Source organism: Mycobacterium yunnanensis, from assembly GCF_025823185.1.
Classification (GTDB): domain Bacteria; phylum Actinomycetota; class Actinomycetes; order Mycobacteriales; family Mycobacteriaceae; genus Mycobacterium; species Mycobacterium yunnanensis.
Window position 1 is genome coordinate 219,175 of sequence record NZ_JACKVK010000008.1, and the last position, 22,264, is coordinate 241,438.

Genomic DNA, 22,264 nt, shown 5'->3' on the forward strand with positions numbered 1-22,264 from the left:
TCGGTCTACTTTCTCGACTCGTCAACTGTAAAGGAATTCTAAGAGCAGGGGGCGGGACGCGCGGGCCAAACCGCCTATCCTGGGACCGTGCGTGGTGACGGTGACGGCTGGGTCAGTTCGACGGATGGTGCGCACTTCTGGGGCCTGCACGGTGCGGCCGGTCTGCTGTTGCGGGCCCCGCGGCCGGACGGTCGCGCCGCGGTCCTACTCCAGCACCGTGCGCCGTGGAGTCATCAGGGCGGCACGTGGGGTTTGCCCGGCGGCGCGCGTGACAGCCACGAAACCGTCGAGCAGGCCGCCGTCCGCGAGGCACAGGAGGAGGCCGGCCTGAACGCCGACCAGCTGGTGGTCCGGCGCGAGGTCGTAACCTTCGAGCCGCATGGCGTGTCCTGGACCTACACGACCGTCATCGCCGACGCACCGGAGCCGCTGCACACCGTGCCCAACCGCGAGAGTTCCGAGCTGCGCTGGGTGCCGGAGGACGAAGTCGCGGACATGCCCCTGCACCCCGGGTTCGCCGCCAGCTGGGAGCGGCTGCGCAGCGAGTCGGCGTCGTTGCCGCTGGAGATCAGTCGCGAGACGTAAGTCCGGCGACCAGCTCCTTGGCCGCTGCGGTCGGATCCTCGGCCGCGGTGATCGCCCTGACCACCACGACGCGACGCGCACCCGCGGCGAGTACCTCGGGCAGCCGGGCCAGGTCGACCCCACCGATCGCGAACCACGGCGCCTCGGTCTTCAGGCCGGCGGCCACCCGGACCAGGTCGAGACCGGCAGCCGGCCGGCCCGGCTTGGTCGGCGTGGTCCAGCAGGGGCCGACGCAGAAGTAGTCGACGGCCTCGCGAGTCGCCGTCAGGGCCTGGTCGACATCGTGGGTGGACCGCCCGATGAGGACGTCCGGCCCGACGACGTCCCTGGCGACGGGCAGCGGAAGGTCGTCCTGGCCGAGGTGGAGCACGTCGGCCCCGGCCGCTCGGGCGATGTCGGCACGATCGTTGACCGCGAACAACGCCCCGTGTCGGCGCGCCGCGTCGGCGAGCACCTCCAGGGCAGCCAGCTCATGGCGGGCCTCCAGAGGGCCGAACTCCTTCTCGCCCGGCGAGCCCTTTTCGCGAAGCTGGATGACGTCGACGCCACCTGCCAGGGCGGCGTCGGCGAACTCGGCGAGGTCACCTCGTTCGCGTCGGGCGTCGGTGCAGAGGTAGAGCCGGGCGGTCGCCAGACGACGACGACGGTCGAGAACCATGACGCGAACGTTAGCGAGTGTGAGTACTCTCGGCTACGGAAGAGCTAGACACGCGGGAGTCCCGATGCCGGGGGCTGAGAGTGGGTGCGATCACCCTGACCGTCACACCTGATCCGGGTCATGCCGGCGTAGGAAGGATGGGTCGTGGACGTCAACGGTGCCAAGGGCACACTCGCCGTGATCGGCGGCGGCGTCATCGGATTGGCGGTCGCCCGGCGGGCGTCCTGCGACGGCTGGGCGGTGCGGGTACATCGGGCCGACGCCCCCGGCGCCTCGTGGCTGGCGGGCGGGATGGTGGCCCCGCTCGGTGAGGGCTGGCCCGGTGAGGAGCGACTGCTGGAGATCGGCTTGGCGTCACTGCGCATGTGGCACGACGACTTCCTCGACGGGCTGCCGCCGGAGGTCGTCACCGCACGGGAGTCGCTGGTAGTGGCCGTCGACCGTGCCGACGTCGACGACCTCGCCACCGTAGGGAAGTGGCTTGCCGCGCAAGGACATCCGGTGGAGACGACCACATCGGCGCGCGAGCTGGAGCCGTTGCTGGCTCAGGGCATCCGGCACGGCTTCACCGCCGGTGCGGAGTTGGCGGTCGACAACCGGGCCCTGGTCGCCGCGCTCGCGGACCGATGTCAGGCCCTCGGCGTCACCTGGGCCGGGCCGGTCCGGTCGTTGGACGAGGTGCGCGACGCCGACCTGGCGTTGATCGCCAACGGCGTCGACGCCCCGGCCCTGTGGCCCGGGCTGCCGATCCGGCCGGTCAAGGGAGAGGTCTTGCGGCTCCGGTGGCGACGTGGTTGCATGCCGTTGCTGCAGAGGGTGATTCGGGCCAGGGTCCACGGCAGGCAGGTCTACCTGGTGCCCAGGCCCGACGGCGTCGTGGTGGGTGCGACGCAGTACGAACACGGCAGGGACACCGCGCCTACGGTGGCCGGGGTGCGCGAACTCCTCGACGACGCGTGCGAGGTGGTGCCGGCACTGGGTGAGTACGAACTCGCCGAGTGCGCCGCGGGTTTGCGTCCGATGACGCCGGACAACCTGCCGCTGGTCGGCAGGCTCGACGACCGGACGCTGGTGGCTGCGGGCCACGGTCGTTCCGGATTCCTGTTGGCACCGTGGACCGCCGAGACGGTCGCGGCCGAGTTGAGGGTAGGTGTGCGCGCGTGAGGATCGTCGTCAACGAGGAGTCCGTCGAGCTCGACGAGGGTGCGTCCGTGACGGATCTGCTGGCACGCCTGGACATCCCCGACAAGGGAATCGCGGTGGCGGTCGACTGGGCGGTGGTGCCGCGCTCGGAGTGGCACTGCGGGCTCACCGACGGCGCGAGGGTCGACGTGGTCACGGCGGTGCAGGGTGGCTGACACGCTGACCATCGCGGGTCGCAGCTTCGGATCGCGGCTCATCCTCGGCACGGGCGGTGCTGCCAATCTGGCCGTGCTGGAAGAGGCCTTGGTCGCCTCGGGGACCGAGCTGACCACCGTCGCCATGCGCCGGGTCGACGCCGAGGGTGGCACGGGGGTACTCGACCTGCTCACCAGATTGGGCATCATGCCGCTGCCGAACACGGCGGGATGCCGTGGCGCCGCCGAGGCGGTGCTGACCGCCCAACTGGCCCGTGAGGCGCTGGGGACCGACTGGGTCAAGCTGGAGGTGGTCGCCGACGAGCGCACCCTGCTTCCCGACGGCGTCGAATTGATCCGCGCCGCAGAGCGACTCGTTGACGACGGCTTCGTGGTCCTGGCCTATGCCAACGAAGATCCGGTGCTGGCGCGGCGTCTCGAGGACGTCGGGTGCGCGGCGGTGATGCCGTTGGGCTCGCCGATCGGAACGGGCCTTGGCATCGCCAACCCCCACAACATCGAGATGATCGTCGAGCGCGCGGGCGTGCCGGTGATCCTCGACGCGGGCATCGGCACGGCCAGCGACGCCGCCCAGGCGATGGAACTCGGGTGCGACGCCGTGCTCCTGGCAACGGCCGTCACCCGTTCGGCCGACCCGCCCATGATGGCGGCCGCGATGGCCGCGGCCGTCACGGCGGGCAGGTTGGCGCGAGGCGCGGGCCGGATACCGAAGCGGTTCTGGGCGCAGGCCTCGAGCCCGTCGATGCAACGCTCGTGAGTCGGTACGTCGCGCTCGGCTCGTCGATGGCGGCCGGTCCTGGGCTGCGGCCGAGGGCGGCGAATGCACCCCGGCTGTCCGGTCGCTCGGCGATCAACTACCCACACGTGGTCGCCGAGCGGCTGTCCTACGACCTCGTCGACGTGACGTTCTCGGGTGCCACCACGGCCCATGTGCTGTCCGAACGCCAGCGGGGTACGCCGCCGCAGATCGACGCGCTCGACGGTTCGGAGACCCTGGTGACCGTGACCATCGGCGGCAACGACGTCGGCTATGTCCCGCTGCTCGTCGCCGCCGGGCTGCCGCGCTGGGTACGGTCGGTGCCCGTCGTCGGCCCGACGGTGCGCAGTCGACTCGACGTCGCCGCGCGCGACGACGCCCTTGCCGTGGTGGGCGATTCGCTCACCGCCGTCGGCGCAGAGGTGCGCCGCCGAGCCCCGGCGGCACGGGTACTCTTCGTCGACTACTTGACCCTGTTGCCGCCCAAGGGAATTCGCGCAAATCCCTTGCCGGAGGACGCGTGCGAGACGGCCCGGCGGATCGCTGCCACGCTGGCGCGGCTGACCGCCGACGCGGCAGCGGCCACGGGATGCGAGGTGGTGTCGGCCGCGGCCGCGAGCCGCGAGCACCACGCATGGTCGCCCGATCCCTGGACGACGAGGTTCGGCCTGCCCGTACCGGGCCGAGCGGCGCCGCTGCACCCCAACGCGGCGGGGATGCGCGCGGTGGCCGATCTGGTCGTGGCTTGGCTGACCTGACGCGCGCTCTCCGTTTGCGTGAAGTGTCATCCAATGGCGATGATGGCGTGATGGCCGTGTGGTTGACGCCGGTACAGGGACGCACCTGGTTGAACTACATGAGCGTCTACCACCGGCTGGAATACGAGATGAACCGCCACCTGCAGGCCGACTGTGGGTTGTCGTTCCCCGACTACACCGTGATGAACGCGCTGTCCACTGCGTCCGGGCGGCGGATGAGGCTCTCGCAGCTGGCCACGATGATCGGATGGGAGCGCAGTCGACTGTCACACCATCTGCAGCGGATGGCCGCCCGCGGCCTGGTCGACCGGGTGCAGTCCGACACCGACGGACGCGCCACGGACGCCATGTTGACCGACACCGGGATGCGGACGCTGCGCACCGCGGCGCCCAAGCACGTCGCGTGGGTCCGCAAGGTGTTCTTCGCCGACCTCGACGACGACCAGGTCGAGGAGCTGGGTGATCTCCTCGACCTGGTCTACGGCACGATCCTGCGCGAAGGCACGCTTCCCCCGCCGGGGTGACCTAGGTCTGAACTTCGCCACCGTCGACGAAGATCTCGCTGCCGGTCATGAAGCTGCTGGCGGACGAGGCGAGGAACACGACCGCCGTGGCGATCTCAGAGGGCTGCCCGACGCGCCCGAGCGTCACGTCGGCCGTCAGACTCTCCAGCAGTTCCTTCTCGCCGCCCTCCGGGGCCAGCCCGAGGAGTCCCGGGGTCTCGATCGGCCCGGGTACGAGAACGTTCACCCGGATGCCGCGCGGCGCCAGTTCCGCGGCCCAGGTGCGGCCGAAGGACCGGACGGCGGCCTTGGAGGCGGCGTAGGCGCCGAACGCGGGCACGCCGCGCGACGCCGCGGTCGACCCCGCCAAGATGACCGACGCGCCGGAGTTCAGTAGCGGCAGCACCTTCTGCACCGTGAACACCGTTCCGGCGACGTTGCGGTCGAAGGTGTCGTGGTAATGCTCGGCGGTCAGGTCGGCCAGGGTGGCGAATTCGCCACCGCCGGCGTTGGTGAACACCGCGTCCAGGCCGCCGCCGTGTGCGGTGATCGCGTCGACGACGGCGTCGAGCTGGTCGGGCTCGCTCACGTCGCTGCGGATGCCGGTCGCCGCCTCGCCGATCGACGCCACGGCGGCGTCGATCTTGTCCTGATTGCGGCCGGTGAGGAAGACGTGAGCGCCCGCCTCGGCCAGGGCCTGCGCCGCGGCGAGGCCGATACCGGACGTGCCGCCGGTGACGAGCGCGTTCTTGCCATTCAGTGATCCCATGACTACTCCTTGGTCCGTGCTTCCTCTCCTGCCGAGAGAGTCCGCCATTTTGCGTGACATGTCAATCAACTGGCCCAGGCTCGGAGGTATTCCGCGCGGCGTGACTAACGTTGGGGCCATGCGGCGGAGATCACGGACGGTGGGTGCGGCCTTGACGGTCGCGGTGTTGGCGGCGGGCGTCGCCGGATGCGGCACGGAGGGCGTGCCCGCAGAGTCCTCGTCCTCCGGTACCGCCTCGCCGTCGGCGGAGGACTTCGCGGTCGCGCTGATGGACCGCGTCTCGACCGACGCGATGATGGCCCACCTCAAGAAGCTGCAGGACATCGCCGATGCGCACGGCGGCAACCGCGCCCTGGGCACGCCGGGGTACGACGCGAGCGTCGACTACGTGGCGCAGACCCTGCGGGACAAGGGCTTCGACGTGAAGACCGACGACTTCGAGGTCCGCATCCCGTTCGCCGACGAGCCGGTCCTGACCGTCGGAGGCCAGCGAATCAAGGCCGCGCCGCTGAACTACACCGTGGGCACGCCCGAGGGTGGCGTGTCCGGCCGGCTGGTGCCGGCCCGCACCGGCCCTCGGCCCGGCTGCGCGGCGTCGGACTACGACGGGCTCGACGTGTCGGGTGCGGTGGTCCTCGTCGACCGTGGTGCCTGCCCGTTCGGCGACAAGCAGGCCGTCGCCGCCGACCGCGGGGCGGTCGCCGTCGTCGTGGCCGACAACGTCGACGGCGACGAGTTGGGCGGTGGCACTCTCGGTGAGGGCACCGACGTCAAGATCCCGGCGATCAGCGTCTCCAAGGGCGACGGCGCCCGATTGCGCGCGACGCCCGCCGCGACGACGATCAAGATGAATGCCGGAGTCCGCGTCGACCGCACGCGCAACGTCATCGCACAGACCAAGACCGGGTCGACCGCCAACGTGGTCATGGCCGGCGCCCATCTCGACAGCGTTCCCGAGGGGCCCGGTATCAACGACAACGGCTCCGGGGTGGCCGCGATACTGGAAACCGCTGTGCAGCTTGGCAGTTCGCCCGAGGTGACGAACGCGGTCCGATTCGGGTTCTGGGCCGCGGAGGAGGAGGGTCTGGTCGGGTCCACCGAATACGTCAAGACCCTCGACGAGGAGGCGCTCAAGGACATCGCGCTCTACCTGAACTTCGACATGCTGGCCTCGCCGAACCCCGGCTACTTCACCTACGACGGCGACCAGTCCGCACCCCCGACGCCGAGCGTGCCGCGGGTGCCGGAGGGCTCGGCGGGCATCGAACGGTTGTTGTCGGCCTACCTCGACGACGCAGGCAAGGAGCCGCGCGACACCAGCTTCGACGGACGCTCCGACTACGACGGCTTCACCCAGGCCGGCATCCCGGCGGGCGGACTGTTCGCCGGGGCCGAGGACAAGAAGAGCGCCGACGAGGCGAAGATCTGGGGCGGTGCGGCCGACGAGCCGTTCGATCCGAATTACCACGAGGAGACCGACACCTACGATCACGTCGACCGCGACGCGCTCGACCTCCAGGGCAAGGGCGTCGCATATGCGATCGGGGTGTACGCCAAGGACATCGGCGGGCGCAACGGCGTCCCGATTCGTGACGACCGCACGCGGCACGCGGTGTCCGGATCGTGAAGGCGGCGCTGATCGCGACCGGCCTGGTGCTGCTACTGGCCGCCTGCTCCTCTCCGAGTGCGCCCGCACCCGCGGCCCCGCTGTCGGGTCGCGACTTGGCGGACGAGGTGACCGTCGACGGGATGTACGTCCACCTGCAGAAGCTCGCCGACGCCGCCAGCGCCAACGGCAACACCCGGGCCGACGGCACGCCCGGTTTCGACGCGAGCGTCGACTACGTTGCACAGACGTTGCGTGACAAGGGATTCGACGTCGAGACGCCAGAGTTCGACCGGCTCGCCATGACGTCGCCGGGTCGGCCGACCCTGGCCGTGTCGGGGCGCAGCTTCCCCGTCGTGCAGGCCTCGCCGTTGGCGTCGACGCCTGTGGGCGGGCTCGCCGGTACGACGCTGCGGCCGCAGAGGGCATCCGGTTGCGCTGCGGGTGACTACGGCTCGGTGAACGTCCGCGGGGCGTTCGCCGTCGTCGACGACACGGGTTGCTCGGTGGTCGACAAGCAGAACGCGGCGGTGGGCCGGGGCGCGATCGGCGTGCTCGTGGTGAGCGATCCCGACGAGGGTGGCAGCCCGGCAGGGTTGTTCACACCCGGGTACTACCAGCGGCTCACCTCGCCGGTCGCGGTGATCGACGACGCAGCCGACGCGGCACTGCGCCGCACGACGGCCGACGCGCGGCTGACCCTGGACGGCAAGAGCGCCGTCGTGAAGTCGCGAAGCGTGGTGGCCCAGACCAAGAGCGGCGACCCGCACAACGTGGTCGTCGCGGGCGCGCACCTGGACTCGGCCCCCGACAGCCCCGGCCTCAACGACGACGGTTCGGGAGTGGCGGCGGTCCTGGAAACCGCGGTTCGACTGGGGAGTTCGCCGACGGTCACCAACGCGGTGAGGTTCGTGTTCTGGGGTGCCAACGAAACCGGTCTACAGGCCTCATCGACGTACGTGGCGGCCTTGGGTCCAACCGGGTTGGCCGACGTCGCCCTCTATCTCGACTTCGACCTGCTGGGCTCGACCAATGCCGGGTTCTTCACCCTCGACGGCGACCAGTCCGGTCAACCCAACCCCGACGTGCCCGCAGCGCGCGTGCCCGCCGGGTCGGCCGGTGTGGAGCGGACCCTGGCCGGATATCTCAATCTGGCCGGCGTGCGGCCGGCCGATCAGCCACTGGGCCTGACGAGTGACTACAGCGCCTTCCTACGCGCTGGCATCCCCATCGGCGGCATCACGACCGGTTCGTCACAGCGCAAGACCGCGACCCAGGCGCGGTTGTGGGGCGGCCGTGCCGGAGCGCCGTTCGACCCCAACTATCGGCGTCGAGGTGACACGATCGCGAACGTCGACCGGGCGACGCTGTCGACGACCGGTCCGGCCGTGGCCTTCGCGGTCGGCACCTACGCCCAGAGCACCGAGGGCCCCAACGGGGTGCCGGCGCGCAACTAAGCCGAGCCCTGGTAGGCCCGGGCGACGCGGGTGACGAACTGGTAGACGCCGTCCTCGTCGGGAGCCAGCGGTCCCGGTCGGGCATGCGGCGAGCTCAGACCGCGCTGGACCGATTCGCACGCGGCCCAGTCCTGCCGGTTCGTCAGATCCCAGAAGTCCACGGCGTAGGACGGATCGAAGTCCGCCTGGGCCGCGACGTCCTTCGGGAACGCCCACGCGCATTCGACGAGGGTGCGGTCGACCGCGAGCGGGGTCATCAGGTGCGTCATGACGTAATCGGGATGCAGGCTGACCAGAAGGTTCGGAAATCCCACCAGGTACATCACCGTGCTCAGCTCGTGCTCGGAGAGGCCCGCGATGGCCACGCCACCGCTCTTGCCGGTGAACGACATCGTCTCGGCACCCTCGATCATCGACATCCAACCGCCCATCCACGAGCCCTCGAAGTTCAGGTTCTCCCCGCTGGTGGGTGGGCTGATCTTGGACAGTTCGGGGTGAATGGTCGAGCAGTGGTAGCACTCCTGATAGTTCTCGGCGATGACCTTCCAGTTGGTGGCCAGCTCGTAGGAGTGGCGGTCGACGATCACCAGTTCCTCGGGTCGATAGCCACGCACCACGTCCTCGAGGCCGGCGACGTGGTCGGCGAAGTCGGCGTCGGTGCCACTGACGTCGACGAAGAGCCAGCCGTGCCAGTCTACGAGCCTCAGCTCGGTGAGGCCGAACTCGCCCGCCGCGAATCCGTCGTCGAATCCTGGTGCGTTGCGCAGACTTCCGTCGAGCCGGTAGGACCACGAGTGATACGGGCACACGATGCCGCGCCGCTTCGCCGTGGTGCCGCATTCCAGTAGTTCGTGTCCGCGGTGGCGGCACGTGTTGGCGAAGGCGCGGATGACCCCGTCATCCCCGGTGGCCAACAGCATCCCGTCGGCGCCGGAGCCGACCGCGCGTTGCGTGCCGGTACCCGCCAGGTCGGCGGAGTGGCCGACGCACTTCCAGCCGGAGAAGATGTTTCGCTGCTCCCACTCGAAGACCTCGACGTCGACGTACGCCTCGCGGGGCAGCATTCGCGAGGAGCCGAACGGCGCCAGGCTCGCGGCGAGGTCGTCGGCCGGAACGGGAGCCGGCTCCGAACGCGAGGAGGAAGAACCGCCGCGGTGCTGTTTGAACATACAGTCAGGATAGTCGCTGGGCTCTGAATGGTCCACAGATGGGCATCGCTCAGGCCTCCCCGGCGAACGCGGCGAGTCCGCGGTCGGCAGCGGTGGCGTCACCGCGCGTCATCCGGCGGTACACCAGATAGCCGATGACGACGGCGGCCAGCGCGGCCAGCAGCAGCAGTGTGGCCAAGGCGTTGAGCGCCGGTGTGGGCGCGGCGCGCGCCGTGTTGTAGATCTTCACCGAAACGGGTTCGGTCGACGAGCCCGCCGACAGGTAGCGCACCAGCACGAAGTCGTCGATGACGTCGGCGAAGACCAGGACCGTGCTCGCGAAGATGGCGGGCTTCAGCATCGGCATCGTGACCCGCCACAGCGATCCCAGAGGTGAGGCACCCAAATCCGTTGCCGCTTCTTCGTATTGCTTGCCGATCGTGGCGAGTCGGGCCCGGACCAGCACCGCCGGATAGGCCACCTGATAGGTCACCAGTCCGACGACCTGGGCCGACGTGCCGAGCCCGATCGGTAATGCCAAGTTCGTCATCACGAACAGCAGTGCGACGGCCAGCAGTACCTCGGGGATGACGAAGGACACGAGCATCAGGACGTTCGCCCCGGACGGGAGCCTGCCGCGCCAGCGGTCGACGCCGATCGCGAACAACACCCCCAGTGGCACCGTGATCACGGTGGCGATCACTCCGAGCTTCAAAGTCTGCAGCAGCGCGGTGTGCAAGCTGGCGTTATGCCACACCGACCGGGTGGGATCGCCCCAGTACCAACGCAGCGAGAAGCCTTGCCAGTTGGTGCGGGATCGGCCGTCGTTGAACGAGAACATCACCGCGATCAGAACTGGCAGTAGCGACCACACCAGATAGAAGGCGGTGATGCCGGCGAGCACCCGAGGACTGCGCCACGGATCTCGATACCACGTCACGGGTCCCCTCACGTGCGAACCTCGTCGCCGCGCAACGTGACTCGAACGTAGTAGAACATCGGCAACACCGTCGCGAGCAGCACGAGCATCACGAACGCACCAGCCTGACCGGTCTGGCCCGGCGCCTGCACGCTGTCGTTGATCAGGTTGCCGACCATCGCGGTCTTCGGCGACGCCGACAGCAAGTCGTTGGTGAAGTAGTCGCCCAACATGGGCAGGCACGTGAGCAGCAGCGCGGCCAGGATCGTCGGCCGGCACAGCGGAAGCGTCACCCGCAGGAAGGACGACACGCGGTTCGCGCCCAGATCCCGCGCGGCCTCCAGCATGGGTTGCGGCAACCGGTCGAGACCCGCATATAGCGGCAGGATCATGTACGGGACGTAGCCGTAGGCCAAACCGAGGATCACCACGACGGGTTGGCCGGTGAGCCAGTCGACGGTGACGTCGAAGAAGCCGCCGACGTTCAGCAGCCGGTTGACGAGACCGTCGTTCTGAAGCAGATTGACCCAGGCCAACATTCGCATCATGTAGCTGATCCAGAACGGGGCGATCAACAGGGCGATCAGCAGCCCCTTGCGACGGCCGGAGAGGCGAGCCACGTAGTAGGACACCGGGAAGGCGATCGCCAGACACAGGGCGCTCGCCGCGCCGACGTAACCCACCGTGCGTAGCAACGCGGGAAAGTAGACCCCGTCTGGGCTGATCCGGGACAGCACGTAGGTGAATTGAGTCGGGTTCCACTGCAACGGATTCCAGACCGGGACGGCCGTGCGGAACAGCGGGTCGACGCGGCCGAACACGATCGCCAGCACCACGTAGAGCGGTGCGAGGAAGAACAGCACCAACCAGCCGATGCCGGGCGCGGCCAGCGCGGCCCACAGTCGGACGTTGGGATCGCCGGACCGCCGCAACACCGCTGCTAGGACCCGCCGGCGTTGAACGTGTTCCAGACGTTGTGCCAGGCAGCGTCGTTGTCGGCGTCCAGTTCGAGTAGGCGATAACCGCTGTCGAAGTACTCGGGCCTCACGATCGCCGACCGAAGGTTCTCGGGGATGAACTCCTCGGCGATCAGCGAATCGGCGTTGAGTGAGTTCTGTGGGGGCTGGTAGCCGATTGCGGAGAAGTTCTCCTTGGCCACCGCGGGATCCAGCATGTGGTTGAGGAACAGATGCGCCAGCACCGGGTTCTTTCCACCCTTGAGGGTGACCAGCATGTCGTTGTCCACCAACCCCTTGCCGTCCTGGGGGAACCAGTACTGCAACACGTCGGTGCCGACCCCCTCGGGGAGGTAGGACTGCGCGTTGATGGCGTCACCGGACCACATCTGGCACAGCCCGATTTGGCCAGAGGGCATGTCGCTGTACATCGTGATCGTGACCTTGGGCGACGTGGCCTTGACCAGTGCGCCGAGTTGGTCACCGACCATCTTCAGGTCGGAGGCCGACGACGTGTTGACGTCGGTGATGCCCTGCTTCAGCAGCACCATTGCCATCGCGGTGTGCCAGTCGTCGATGATGGCGGTCTTGTCCTTGTAGGCGGGGTCCCACAGCGATTCGTACGGGTTCTTCAGCCCGCCGATGTTCGAGGGCACTTGGTCACTGCGCCAACCGATTCCGGTCGTGTAGATGGTGTAGGGCACGGTGTACTGCCACCCCTGGTCATACCAGGGGTTGGTGAAGCTCGGCCACACGTTGGAGATGTTGGGCAGGTAGGAGTGATTCAACGGCCGCAGCAGCCCGCCGGTGACCAATCGGCTCATCTCGGTGTAATTGGCGTTGTAGATGTCGAAGTCGACGCCGCTGCGGAGCTTGGTGATCGCCTCGTCGCCGTCGTTGAACGTGGACACCTCGATCTTGCAGCCGTACTGGTCCTCGAAGGCCTTGATGGCTTGCGGGCTGAGATAGTCGGCGTAGTTGTAGATCTTCAGGGTGGCGCCCTTCTCGGGCGCCAGGCCGTCCGCGATGGGCTTGTCGTCGGCCGGAATGTCCCACGTGACCGGGTGGTCCGGCTTGGCGATGGTCAGCGTGGGTCCGGCGCTCTGCGTTCCCGCCGGCCCCTTCGCGCAGGCCGCCAGAAAGGCGCCGAAAGTGGGCGCGGTGACCGCGAGAAGCGCAGCGCGCTGGAGGAATTGGCGACGATTCGACGCGAACTGCCGGGGCGTCGGCTTCTGGGCTGGCATCCGGGCCTCCCGCAGGTTCGCGTCTTGTCGGTGATAGGACTCTCGCATAGACTGAATGCTCAGTCAACCGCTAGTGAGTGGAGGTGCGCCGTGCCCTCGACGGTGCTGCAGAGCCAGGTGTCCGACGCGGTCGACGATCTCATCGCCGTCGAGGAGCGGATCTTCCTTCGCCGTCAGCCGCGCAGTACGGAGATGATCGGGCGGGCACGCGAACACCTGGCCGGTGGAGCCACGTCCAACTGGCAGATCGCCGAGCCGCAGGCCGTCTGGATGAGTCACGGCGAGGGTTCCAAGGTGTACGACGTCGACGGCAACTCCTACGTCGACATGCATGGTGGCTATGGCGCATCGATTGCGGGCCACGCCCATCCGGCGATCGTCGCGGCGGTGAGCGACCGGGTCCGGCGCGGCACGCACTTCGCCCAACCCACCGAAGATGCGATTTGGATTGCGGGAGAGTTGGCCCGCCGATTCGACCTACCGCTGTGGCGATTCGCGAACTCGGGCACCGAGGCCACGATGGATGCGATTCATCTGGCCCGCGCGCTCACCGGCCGCGACCTCGTCATCAAGGTGGAAGGCTGCTACCACGGTCACCACGATTCGGTGCAGGTGTCGGTGCTGCCGGAGGCCGAGGAGATCGGACCCCGCGACCATCCCACCGGAGTGCCCGGGAATTCGGGCATTCCGGCGGCCATCCGCGATCTGGTGGTCGTCGTGCCGTTCAACGACGTCGACGCGGTGGCTCGCGCGCTGTCCGAGCATCGCGGCAGGGTGGCCGCGATGATCCTCGAGCCCGTCATGATGAACGCCGGCATCATCACCCCCGACGCCGGTTATCTCGCGGCGATCCGTGACCACGTGCACGCGGCTGGCTCGCTGCTGATCTTCGACGAGGTGAAGACCGGGTTCACCACGGGGCCCGGCGGGGTGACCGCGCTGTCCGGTGTGGTGCCTGACATGGTGTGCCTGGCCAAGGCGCTGGGCGGCGGCATCGCGGTGGCGGCGATCGGCGGCACGACGGAGGTCATGTCGGCCATCGCCGACGGGCGATACGAGCAGGTCGGCACCTTCAACGGCAATCCGTTGGCGATGGCGGCCACCCGTGCCACGTTGTCGGAGGTGTTGACCGACGACAACTACCGCCACCTCGACGCGCTCGGCACCCGCCTCCGTGAAGAGTTGGAGTCGGTCATCGCCGAGCACGGGTTCGACTGGCACGTCGTCGCGGTCGGTGCCAAGGGATGCGTCACGTTCCGCCGCGACCCCGTCCGCGAGTTCCGCGACTTCCTGGGGGTCGACGCACGCCTCGGCCATCTGCATTGGCTCATTCAGCACAACGGCGGCGTGTTCCTGCCCCCATGGGGAAAGGTGGAGCAATGGCTGCTGTCGGTTCAGCACGACGAGTCGGACGTCGACCGCTTCACGGCGAACTTCGCCCGGCTGGCCGCGGCGGTGGCGCCCTGACCGGCGTCGCGGGCGGCCGCATTGGTCTGCACCAGCTGGCGAAGTCCTTCGACGGCGTTCCCGCGGTGACGGGGATCGACCTCGACATCCCTGCGGGACAGTTCTATTCGCTCCTCGGGGCATCGGGTTGCGGCAAGACCACGACTCTGCGCATGATCGCCGGATTCGAGAAGCCCGACGCGGGCCGCATCGAGCTCGACGGTCGTGACGTGGTGGGCGATCCGCCGCACCGGCGCCCGGTGAACACCGTGTTCCAGACCTACGCCCTGTTCCCGTTCATGACCGTGGCCGAGAACGTCGCCTTCGGGCTCAAGTACCTCAAGACGTCGAAAGAGGACGCCGCGCGTCGGGTTGGGGAAGCCCTCGACCTGGTGCAGATGGGCAGGTTCGCCAAGCGCCGCCCCGCGCAGCTGTCGGGTGGTCAGCAGCAGCGAGTGGCGCTCGCGCGGGCGTTGGTGCTGCGGCCTCGGGTGCTGCTGCTCGACGAACCCCTTGGGGCGCTGGACGCCAAGCTGCGCAGGCAGCTGCAACTCGAATTGCGGTCCGTGCAGCGCGAAGTCGGCATCACCTTCGTCTACGTCACGCACGACCAAGAGGAAGCCCTGACGATGAGCGACCACATCGCGGTGCTGGCGGACGGGAGGGTGGAGCAGGTGGGGCCGCCGCAGGAGATCTATTCGTCACCGGCGACGACGTTCGTCGCCGGATTCCTCGGCGCGGCGAACATCTTCGACGCCGACGTGGTCGACGTCTCCGGTGCCTCTGCAGTCTGTCTGGCGGTCGACACCCGGCTGAGCGCGGTGGTCGACCGATCGGTGCCACGGGGCGCGGCGGCCATCGTGATACGGCCCGAGAGGATCGTGCTGCAGGAGCCCGACGAGCCCGTGGCGGCGGGTCAGAACGCCATCAGTGGCACGGTCGCGCAGATCGTGTACCTGGGCGCCCAGACGCAGGTCCACGTCGACGTCGGCGCCGCGACGACGTTGGTGGTCGAGGTGCCGAACAATGCCGGTCCCGCATCGGTGACACATGCCCTCGGGTCGCCGGTCACGTGCGTCTGCGCCCACGACGCGGTTCGGGTGTTGCAGCGCAGCCCCACGCCGACGAAGGTCGATCCCGTGGCACCGTCCGCCGACGAAGAGCTCAGCCCTTCTTCGGCCTGACCTTCTTCTGGGCCCTCTTCGCCGGCGGCAGGTCGAGTTCGCGTTCGCAGAACCGCATTGCGATGGCGTAGGCGACGTCGGAATCGACCTCGGGATCCTCGAGCGCGACCTGAATCGACAACCCGTCGAGCAGCGCGGCGAATTCGAGCGCGAACATCCGGGCGTCGACCCTGCCTCCGAGTTCGTCGGTGGCCTCGCCGGACTTCACGGCGTCGACGATCATCCGGCGCCAGCGGGCGTCGAGCTCGACCCGGCCCGCCTTGACCTCCTCGTGGCGGAAGGCCTGGGCCCACAGGTCGAACCACAATCCCCAGGCGCCGGGAATCTCGTTGTCCGCCTGCGGAATCACCGTCCACTTGATCAGCAGCGACAGCCGCTCCCGCATCGAGGTGACCTCGGCGAGCATCTTCTCCGCCGCTTCGTAGAACGACTCCTCGGAGTGGCGAAGGGCGTCGACCAGCAGACGGTCCCGGGTGCCGAAGTAGTAGATGACGAGGGCGGAGCTGACGCCGGCCCGCTTCGCGACGTCGGCGATGCGCGTGTCGCCGAAGCCGCGCTCGCAAATCAAGCTCGCTGCGGCGTCCAGCATCTCGACCCGACGGCCTTCGTTGTGCTCCGTCGCAGCCGCACGTTCGGCCATGTCGTTCTCGTTCCCTCCAGTGGCGGCACTGCTACTTGTCCGAAAGCCTAACATCCGATTAGATTGAACAGTCAGTCAGGCCAGTCGCCGCACCACACGGAAGAAGGTCGCTCATGGCCAATGCTTACGACGCCGTCATCGTCGGCGGAGGGCACAACGGTCTCGTCTCGGCCGCGTATCTGGCTCGGTCGGGGGCGAAGACGCTGGTGCTGGAGTCCCGAGGCAGCCTCGGGGGAGCGGCGACCACGGAGTCGCCGTGGAAGGACGCGCCGCATCTGCGCGTCACCCGCCTGTCCTACGTCGTCAGCTTGATGCCGCCGACCATCGTCGCCGACCTCGGCCTCGAGCGCCACGGGTACAAGGTCCATCCGATGGGCCCCTACTACCAGGCGTTCCCCGAGGGCGGTTCCTTGACCATCTTCGAGGACGACCCGGCGCGCACGCACGAGCAAATCGCCAAGTTCTCCAAGCGGGACGCCGACGCGTGGCCCAGATGGAACGAGTGGCTCGAGGGCATTGCCGACGTGATGGGTCCGTTGCTCACCCAGGTGCCCCCAAACATCGGCTCCCACAAGCCGTCCGACCTGTTCGACCTCGCCAAGCTGGCCTGGAGTCAGAAGGGCATCACCACCCGGATGACCGCGGACGTCACCCGATTGTTGACGATGAGCATCGCCGACCTGCTGGACGACTGGTTCGAGTCCCCGCAGATCAAGGGGGCGCTTGCCGTGAACGGCGTGATCGGCACGTGGGCCGGTCCGTACGAGCCTGGCACCGCCTACGTGATGGCACACCACTCGATCGGTGACGTCGGCGACGGGCAGCTGGGAAGCTGGGGCTATCCCGAGGGAGGCATGGGCGGCGTGTCGGCGGCCATCGCCCGCTCGGCCCGTGCCTTTGGTGCCGAAATCCGGACCAACGCAGCGGTTTCCACCCTGAAGGTCCGTGGCGGCAAGGTCGAGGGCGTGGTGCTGGAGAACGGGGAGGAGATCACCGCACCGCTGGTCGTCACCACCCTGCACCCGCGGACCGCCTTCCTCGACCACATTCCCCGCCACGAACTGCCCGACGACTTCGTTCGCGACATCGAGCACTGGAAGACCCGCAGCGGCGTGGTGAAGATCAACCTGGCGCTCGGCGAGCTACCCAACTTCACCGCCGACCCCAGTTCGGGCATCGCCGAGCATCACACCGGTTCGGTGGAGATGGCGCCGACGATGGAGTACATCGAAGCGGCCTTTCAGGACGCCCGGCTCGGCAAGCCGGCGCTGGCGCCCTTCAGTGACGGCGTCATTCCCACCACACTGGACAAGACGCTCAATCCCGATGGCACGCACGTCATGTCGCTGTTCACCCAGTGGGTGCCCGCGGAGTGGGCCGACACCCCACACACCGAGGAACTCGACGCCTACGCCGACCGGCTGATCGATCTGTACGACCAGGTGGCACCGGGCTTCGCGTCCTCGATACTGCACCGGGACGTCGTCGGGCCGTACGAGATGGAGCAAGAGTACGGCTTGATCGGTGGCAACATCTTTCACGGCGAGCTGTCGTTGGAGCAGTTGTTCCACATGCGGCCCGCGCCCGGATTCGCCGACTACCGCACCCCGATTTCCGGGCTGTACAACGGTAGCTCGGCCACCCACGCAGGCGGCGGAGTGTGCGGTATTCCGGGCTGGCAGGCCGCCAGGGCCGCACTGGCGGACAAGAAGAGAGCCAGCGGGCGGCTGCGCGCGGCGCTCAGTCGCACGTCCTAGGCCCTGATCCGTGGGGGAGCAGCGCCGCGCGGCGGTGGCCGCCATGCTCGAAGCCCGGTCGGTGGCAATCGTCGGCGCCAGCGCGCGCGCGGACAGCTTCGGCGCCCGCATGATCGTCGAGGCTCGGCGCAGCTCCGCGCGGATGCATCTGGTCAACCCCCGCTACGACCGGATCGGCGACGTGCCGTGCGTGCCGTCGCTGGGTGAACTCGACGAGGCCGTCGACCTCGTGCTGCTGGGCGTGCCCGACGGTGCACTGGTCGACCAGGTGGTCGCGGCCGCCGACGCCGGTGCCCGGTCGGCCGTCGTCTTCGGCGCAGCCAACGGTGTCCGCGATGACGTCGCCGCCGTGGCGTCGGAGGCCGGAATGGCCGTCTGCGGCGCGGGATGCATGGGCTTCGTCAACAACGCGATCGGTCTTCGCGCCCTCGGGTACCTCGAGCCGGAGGCCTTGCCCGTGGGCGGCGTCAGCCTGGTCACCCATTCCGGATCTGCGTTCTCGACGCTGTTGCGGGCCCGTCGCGGGTTCGGCTTTCGGCTCGCGGTCTCCTCGGGGCAGGAACTGGTCACCACCACGGCCGACTACGTCGACTACGCACTCGACGACCCCGAGACCCACATCTTGGCGTTGCTACTCGAGACGCCCCGAGACATTCCCCGGCTGCGACACTCGTTGCGCCGTGCGTACGACCGGGGCGTTCCCGCCGTGGTCCTGCCGGTTGGAGGGTCGCCGACGGGGCAGGCCATGGTGGCCGCCCACTCCGGTGCGCTCGCCGGCGGGGACGCGGCGTGGCAGGCATTCTGCGATTCGGTCGGTGCCGTCCGCGTGCGGGACGTGGCCGAATTCTGCGACACCCTCGAACTGTTCAGTGCGGGACGCCGTGCTGGCGCGGGAGAGGGCATCGCGACGGTGCACGACTCGGGGGCAGAACGCGCGATGGTGGCCGACCTGGCCCACCAGGTGGGCGTCGACTTCGCCAAGCTGTCGGCGCCGTCGCTGTCAGCCATCGAGGACCTACTCGACGACGGTCTGGTGGCCACCAATCCGCTCGACGTGTGGGGCACCGGGGCGGACACCCGGGCGCTCTTCCGCGCGTGTCTGCGCGTCATGGTCGACGACCCGGCGGTGGCCGTCACGGCGTTGGCGGTCGACCTGGTACCCGAATTCGACGGGGACACCGCCTATCCGGACGCCGTGCTCGACGTCGCCGCAGAGACCAGGGCTCCGTTGGCCGTGCTGACGTCCCTGCCCGCTGCGATCGACGGCGACGTGGCCACCCGGTTGCGTGACGGCGGGGTTCCCGTTCTCGAGGGGTTCCGCAGTGGCCTGGTGGCGCTGGGGCATCTGGCCGGCTGGCCGCGAGAGATCGAACGGTACGAGGGCACGTTCGATCCCGACCGTCGACGACGATGGCGGGCCTGGCTGGCCGACTGGAATCCCGCGCTGGGGTTCGAACTACTCGCCGACTACGGGATACCGATCGCGCGACCCGTCGTCGCACACGACGAGCACCGGGCCGTGGCTGCTGCCGACGCGGCCGGATACCCCGTCGTACTGAAGACCGTTGCCGCCCAGCACAAGAGCGACGTCGGCGGCGTCGTCCTCGGCCTGGCCGACGCCAGCGCGGTGCGATCGGCGTATGCGGACCTCGCCCACCGGTTGGGACCGTCGGTGACGGTCCAACCGATGGTGCCCGCCGGAGTCGAGGTGTCCGTCGGTGTCGTGCGGGACGCCGTATTCGGTCCGCTGGTGGTGGTGGCCGCGGGCGGGACGTTGGTGGAGCTGGTGGCCGACCGCGCATTGGCCTGCCCACCGGTGTCATGGGGCGGTGCCCTGCGCATGCTGGGCACCCTGCGCATCCGGCCTTTGCTCGACGGTTGGCGCGGCGCTGCCGCTGCGGACGTCAGTGCGCTGGCCGACGTCATCGTCGGATTCTCAGCACTGGCAACCGAATTGGGTGACTCAATCGAGGCGGTCGAAGCCAACCCGGTGATCGTCTCGCCTACCGGCGCGATCGCGGTGGACGCCCTGGTGGTACAGCGCGGCGGGGTCGGCCAGTAGCGGAGCGAAGGCCAGTTCGGCGGCGCCGATCATCAGGGTGTCGGCGTCGAGGCTGGCCGGGACGATCCGCAGCATCTCCCTCGGTGCGCGCAGGCCGTGCCGCGAGATGGCTGCATCGAGGGTGTCGGCCGCGACCGAGGGAAAGACCCGCAGGAAGCCGCCGAGCACCACCAGACCCGGATTGAGCAAATTGACCACGTTGCCGAGCGCGATGCCGAGGAAGTGCGCCTGACGTTCGACCGTCGTGGCCCGCACGGTGGAATCCTTCTCGTAGATTTGGGATTGGCTGACCTCGGTCTCCAGGCAACCGATTGCGCCGCAATGGCATTGGCGCGCACCGCCGACGTAGGTGTGGCCAAGTTCGCCCGCGTAACCCGCCGCGCCGTCGAGCAGTTGCCCGGCGACGACGACGCCCGCGCCGATGCCGCCCGCCCCGCCGTTGACGTACACCATGTGGTCGGCGTTGGCGTGCCGTCCGAAGATGTGCTCGGCGATCGCACCCAGGTTGGCATCGTTGGCGGCGAACGTCGGCAACCGCGTGGCCGCGCCCAGCATCTCCCCGATCCTCGCGTCGTGCCAGTCCAGGTGTGGAGCCAGTCGGATGGTGGACCCGGCGGCGTGCACGAGGCCCGGGACGGCGACGCCAACGGCCGTCACGGTGCAATCAGGGTCGAGTCGACCTCGCAGGCGCTCGATCATGTCGGCCGCGAGGTCGACGGTCTGCTCTGCGTTGAGGACGCCGGGGGTGGCCCGCTTCGTCACTTCGAGAACTGATCCGCCGAGCGTGACGAGGCCGATGGTGAGCGAGTCGACTTCGGGGTTGACGGCGATCGCGAGTGTGCCCGGATGGGGACGGACGACCGGGCTGGGCCGCCCGACCTGGGCCGAGGCTGCGGGCCGCGTCTCCTCGATCAGCCGGTGAGCGGCCAGTTCCTCGACGAGGTCCTTGACCGTGGAGCGCGACAGGCCGGTGCGGCGGGTCAACTCGGCGCGGCTCATGCCGCGGTGGCGATGTACCAGCGTCAACACCCCGGACAGGTTCCGCCTGCGAACGTCGTCGGTGCTGGTGCCAATCCTCGCGACGCGATTCACGACGTTCCTCCCCTCGACGAATCCGACCGTTGACAGTGGCGTAGACCACACTATAAGTTCGGGCGCTGAACAAATCTACCCCAGGTCGGGGCCACGTCAGGAGGCGGAGATGTCCGTAGTCCAGTCCAGTGTCGCAGTCGCCGACGGCATCACTCCGCAACCGTCGGACAAGTTCTCCTTCGGCCTGTGGACCGTGGGGTGGACGGCGTCGGATCCGTTCGGAGTGGCCACCCGTCCGGAAGTCGACGCGGTCGAAGCGGTCGAGCGACTCGCCGAACTGGGCGCCCACGGCCTCACCTTTCACGACGACGACCTCTTTCCGTTCGGCTCGACGGACACCGAGCGTCGGCGAGCAGTCGACCGGCTGGTGGCGGCGCTGCAGTCCACCGGGATGGTGGTGCCGATGGTGACCACCAACCTGTTCTCCCAGCCCGTGTTCAAGGACGGCGGATTCACCAGCAACGACCGCTCCGTGCGACGCTTCGCGCTGCGCAAGGTGCTGCGAAACCTCGACTTGGCCGCTGAACTGGGTGCCGAGACGTTCGTCATCTGGGGTGGCCGGGAGGGTAGCGAGTACGACAGCGCCAAGGACGTCCAAGCTGCCTTCGAGCGCTATCGCGAGGCGCTGAACCTGTTGTGCCAGTACGTCGTCGACCACGACTACCCCATCCGCTTCGCCATCGAGCCCAAGCCCAACGAGCCCAGGGGTGACATCCTCCTGCCGACCGTGGGTCACGCGCTGGCGTTCATCGAGTCGCTGGATCACTCCGAGATCGTCGGCGTCAACCCCGAGACCGGGCACGAACAGATGGCGGGCCTGAACTTCGTGCACGGCATCAGCCAGGCGCTGGACGCCGGCAAGCTGTTCCACATCGACCTCAACGGCCAGCGCGGCATCAAGTTCGACCAGGATCTCGTCTTCGGCCACGGCGACCTGGCCAACGCCTTCGCGCTCGTCGACCTGCTGGAGAACGGTGGTCCCGGAGGCGGCCCGAGCTATGCCGGTCCCCGGCACTTCGACTACAAGCCCAGTCGTACCGAGGACGTTTCCGGTGTCTGGTTCTCCGCGGCGGCCAACATGCGGATGTACCTGTTGCTCAAGCAGCGCGCGGCGGCATTCCGGGCCGATCCCGACGTTGCCGAGGCCATGGACTTGGCGCGGGTCGCGGAGTTGCGCGAGCCCACCCTCGACGCAGGCGAGACCTACCGCGACCTGTTGGCCGACCGCTCGGCCATGGAGGACTTCGATGCCCAATCATATTTTGGGGCAAGGGGATCCGGCTTCGTTCGGCTCAACCAGCTGGCAATCGAGCATCTGCTGGGCGCCCGCTGAACTGCCGAAACGGCAGGCGCTAGACGTGATAC

21 protein-coding genes are annotated in these 22,264 nt (G+C 68.6%); 13 read left to right on the forward strand and 8 right to left on the reverse strand.

Going from position 1 to position 22,264, the window contains the following annotated elements; all coding sequences use genetic code 11:
* Positions 1-87 precede the first annotated feature (87 nt).
* Entirely contained in the window at positions 88-585 is a 498-nt protein-coding gene (locus H7K45_RS11125; protein ID WP_263995863.1) for an NUDIX hydrolase, read from the forward strand.
* Here the strand turns inward: H7K45_RS11125 and thiE are convergent.
* The gene (gene thiE, locus H7K45_RS11130) at positions 569-1,243 is read right to left on the reverse strand and encodes a thiamine phosphate synthase (protein WP_263995864.1); all 675 of its coding nucleotides are present in this window, start codon (positions 1,241-1,243) and stop codon (positions 569-571) included. The genes H7K45_RS11125 and thiE overlap by 17 nt on opposite strands.
* A gap of 144 nt (positions 1,244-1,387) precedes the next feature.
* Between thiE and thiO the strand changes: the two genes are divergently transcribed.
* From thiO to H7K45_RS11155, 5 genes are read left to right on the forward strand one after another with little or no spacing between them, the layout of a single operon-like run.
* Positions 1,388-2,407, forward strand: a complete 1,020-nt coding sequence (gene thiO, locus H7K45_RS11135; protein ID WP_263995865.1) for a glycine oxidase ThiO — start codon at positions 1,388-1,390, stop codon at positions 2,405-2,407.
* The gene (gene thiS, locus H7K45_RS11140) at positions 2,404-2,601 is read left to right on the forward strand and encodes a sulfur carrier protein ThiS (RefSeq protein ID WP_263995866.1); all 198 of its coding nucleotides are present in this window, start codon (positions 2,404-2,406) and stop codon (positions 2,599-2,601) included. Before thiO ends, thiS begins: the two co-directional genes overlap by 4 nt.
* A complete protein-coding gene (locus H7K45_RS11145; protein ID WP_263995867.1) occupies positions 2,594-3,358 on the forward strand; it encodes a thiazole synthase in 765 nt (254 codons plus the stop codon). Before thiS ends, H7K45_RS11145 begins: the two co-directional genes overlap by 8 nt.
* Complete coding sequence (locus H7K45_RS11150) at positions 3,355-4,116, forward strand: SGNH/GDSL hydrolase family protein (RefSeq protein WP_263995868.1); 762 nt, start codon at positions 3,355-3,357, stop codon at positions 4,114-4,116. The genes H7K45_RS11145 and H7K45_RS11150 overlap by 4 nt, the downstream gene beginning before the upstream one ends.
* A gap of 50 nt (positions 4,117-4,166) precedes the next feature.
* Positions 4,167-4,640 (forward strand): MarR family winged helix-turn-helix transcriptional regulator, encoded by a 474-nt coding sequence (locus H7K45_RS11155; RefSeq protein ID WP_263995869.1) that lies wholly within the window; start codon positions 4,167-4,169, stop codon positions 4,638-4,640.
* Position 4,641: 1 nt separating this feature from the next.
* Here the strand turns inward: H7K45_RS11155 and H7K45_RS11160 are convergent, their stop codons facing one another.
* Entirely contained in the window at positions 4,642-5,388 is a 747-nt protein-coding gene (locus H7K45_RS11160) for an SDR family oxidoreductase (protein ID WP_263995870.1), read from the reverse strand.
* 118 nt (positions 5,389-5,506) lie between these two features.
* Between H7K45_RS11160 and H7K45_RS11165 the strand changes: the two genes are divergently transcribed.
* Both H7K45_RS11165 and H7K45_RS11170 read left to right on the forward strand, forming a co-directional pair.
* A complete protein-coding gene (locus H7K45_RS11165; protein ID WP_263995871.1) occupies positions 5,507-7,015 on the forward strand; it encodes a M28 family metallopeptidase in 1,509 nt (502 codons plus the stop codon).
* Positions 7,012-8,451 (forward strand): M28 family peptidase, encoded by a 1,440-nt coding sequence (locus tag H7K45_RS11170; RefSeq protein ID WP_263995872.1) that lies wholly within the window; start codon positions 7,012-7,014, stop codon positions 8,449-8,451. Before H7K45_RS11165 ends, H7K45_RS11170 begins: the two co-directional genes overlap by 4 nt.
* Here the strand turns inward: H7K45_RS11170 and H7K45_RS11175 are convergent.
* Genes H7K45_RS11175 through H7K45_RS11190 form a run of 4 tightly spaced genes read right to left on the reverse strand, consistent with a single transcriptional unit; the run spans position 8,448 to position 12,718 of the window.
* Positions 8,448-9,620, reverse strand: a complete 1,173-nt coding sequence (locus H7K45_RS11175; protein WP_263995873.1) for an aromatic ring-hydroxylating oxygenase subunit alpha — start codon at positions 9,618-9,620, stop codon at positions 8,448-8,450. The two genes, H7K45_RS11170 and H7K45_RS11175, sit on opposite strands and share 4 nt — an antisense overlap.
* Before the next feature lie 49 nt (positions 9,621-9,669).
* Entirely contained in the window at positions 9,670-10,551 is an 882-nt protein-coding gene (locus H7K45_RS11180) for an ABC transporter permease (RefSeq protein WP_263995874.1), read from the reverse strand.
* Positions 10,548-11,453, reverse strand: coding sequence for an ABC transporter permease (locus H7K45_RS11185; protein ID WP_263995875.1), 906 nt, complete (start codon positions 11,451-11,453; stop codon positions 10,548-10,550). Before H7K45_RS11185 ends, H7K45_RS11180 begins: the two co-directional genes overlap by 4 nt.
* Before the next feature lie 5 nt (positions 11,454-11,458).
* Entirely contained in the window at positions 11,459-12,718 is a 1,260-nt protein-coding gene (locus H7K45_RS11190; protein ID WP_263995876.1) for a polyamine ABC transporter substrate-binding protein, read from the reverse strand.
* A 90-nt stretch (positions 12,719-12,808) separates the two neighbouring features.
* Here H7K45_RS11190 and H7K45_RS11195 point away from each other — a divergent pair, with 90 nt between their 5' ends.
* Positions 12,809-14,185, forward strand: a complete 1,377-nt coding sequence (locus H7K45_RS11195) for an aspartate aminotransferase family protein (protein WP_263995877.1) — start codon at positions 12,809-12,811, stop codon at positions 14,183-14,185.
* On the forward strand, positions 14,098-15,348 hold the full coding sequence (locus tag H7K45_RS11200) for an ABC transporter ATP-binding protein (RefSeq protein WP_263995878.1): 1,251 nt from the start codon (positions 14,098-14,100) through the stop codon (positions 15,346-15,348). The genes H7K45_RS11195 and H7K45_RS11200 overlap by 88 nt, the downstream gene beginning before the upstream one ends.
* Here the strand turns inward: H7K45_RS11200 and H7K45_RS11205 are convergent.
* Positions 15,329-15,988: a TetR/AcrR family transcriptional regulator gene (locus H7K45_RS11205; RefSeq protein WP_263995879.1), complete on the reverse strand. Its 660-nt coding sequence runs from the start codon at positions 15,986-15,988 to the stop codon at positions 15,329-15,331. The two genes, H7K45_RS11200 and H7K45_RS11205, sit on opposite strands and share 20 nt — an antisense overlap.
* Positions 15,989-16,101: 113 nt before the next feature.
* Here H7K45_RS11205 and H7K45_RS11210 point away from each other — a divergent pair, with 113 nt between their 5' ends.
* On the forward strand, positions 16,102-17,745 hold the full coding sequence (locus H7K45_RS11210) for a phytoene desaturase family protein (protein ID WP_263995880.1): 1,644 nt from the start codon (positions 16,102-16,104) through the stop codon (positions 17,743-17,745).
* A 10-nt stretch (positions 17,746-17,755) separates the two neighbouring features.
* A complete protein-coding gene (locus tag H7K45_RS11215) occupies positions 17,756-19,807 on the forward strand; it encodes an acetate--CoA ligase family protein (protein WP_263995881.1) in 2,052 nt (683 codons plus the stop codon).
* Here the strand turns inward: H7K45_RS11215 and H7K45_RS11220 are convergent.
* Positions 19,709-20,899, reverse strand: a complete 1,191-nt coding sequence (locus H7K45_RS11220; RefSeq protein ID WP_263995882.1) for an ROK family transcriptional regulator — start codon at positions 20,897-20,899, stop codon at positions 19,709-19,711. The genes H7K45_RS11215 and H7K45_RS11220 overlap by 99 nt on opposite strands.
* Before the next feature lie 109 nt (positions 20,900-21,008).
* On the opposite strand from H7K45_RS11220, the gene xylA reads away from it, so the two are divergent.
* The gene (gene xylA, locus H7K45_RS11225) at positions 21,009-22,232 is read left to right on the forward strand and encodes a xylose isomerase (protein WP_263995883.1); all 1,224 of its coding nucleotides are present in this window, start codon (positions 21,009-21,011) and stop codon (positions 22,230-22,232) included.
* Positions 22,233-22,264: the final 32 nt, after the last annotated feature.

Bases quoted from the DNA above. Each gene is read 5' to 3' on its own strand.
- thiE (WP_263995864.1), bottom strand. From the start codon at position 1,243: ATGGTTCTCGACCGTCGTCGTCGTCTGGCGACCGCCCGGCTCTACCTC.
- H7K45_RS11155 (WP_263995869.1), top strand. From the start codon at position 4,167: ATGGCCGTGTGGTTGACGCCGGTACAGGGACGCACCTGGTTGAACTAC.
- H7K45_RS11160 (WP_263995870.1), bottom strand. From the start codon at position 5,388: ATGGGATCACTGAATGGCAAGAACGCGCTCGTCACCGGCGGCACGTCC.
- H7K45_RS11165 (WP_263995871.1), top strand. From the start codon at position 5,507: ATGCGGCGGAGATCACGGACGGTGGGTGCGGCCTTGACGGTCGCGGTG.
- H7K45_RS11175 (WP_263995873.1), bottom strand. From the start codon at position 9,620: ATGTTCAAACAGCACCGCGGCGGTTCTTCCTCCTCGCGTTCGGAGCCG.
- H7K45_RS11190 (WP_263995876.1), bottom strand. From the start codon at position 12,718: ATGCCAGCCCAGAAGCCGACGCCCCGGCAGTTCGCGTCGAATCGTCGC.
- H7K45_RS11200 (WP_263995878.1), top strand. From the start codon at position 14,098: ATGGCTGCTGTCGGTTCAGCACGACGAGTCGGACGTCGACCGCTTCAC.
- H7K45_RS11205 (WP_263995879.1), bottom strand. From the start codon at position 15,988: ATGGCCGAACGTGCGGCTGCGACGGAGCACAACGAAGGCCGTCGGGTC.
- H7K45_RS11210 (WP_263995880.1), top strand. From the start codon at position 16,102: ATGGCCAATGCTTACGACGCCGTCATCGTCGGCGGAGGGCACAACGGT.
- xylA (WP_263995883.1), top strand. From the start codon at position 21,009: ATGTCCGTAGTCCAGTCCAGTGTCGCAGTCGCCGACGGCATCACTCCG.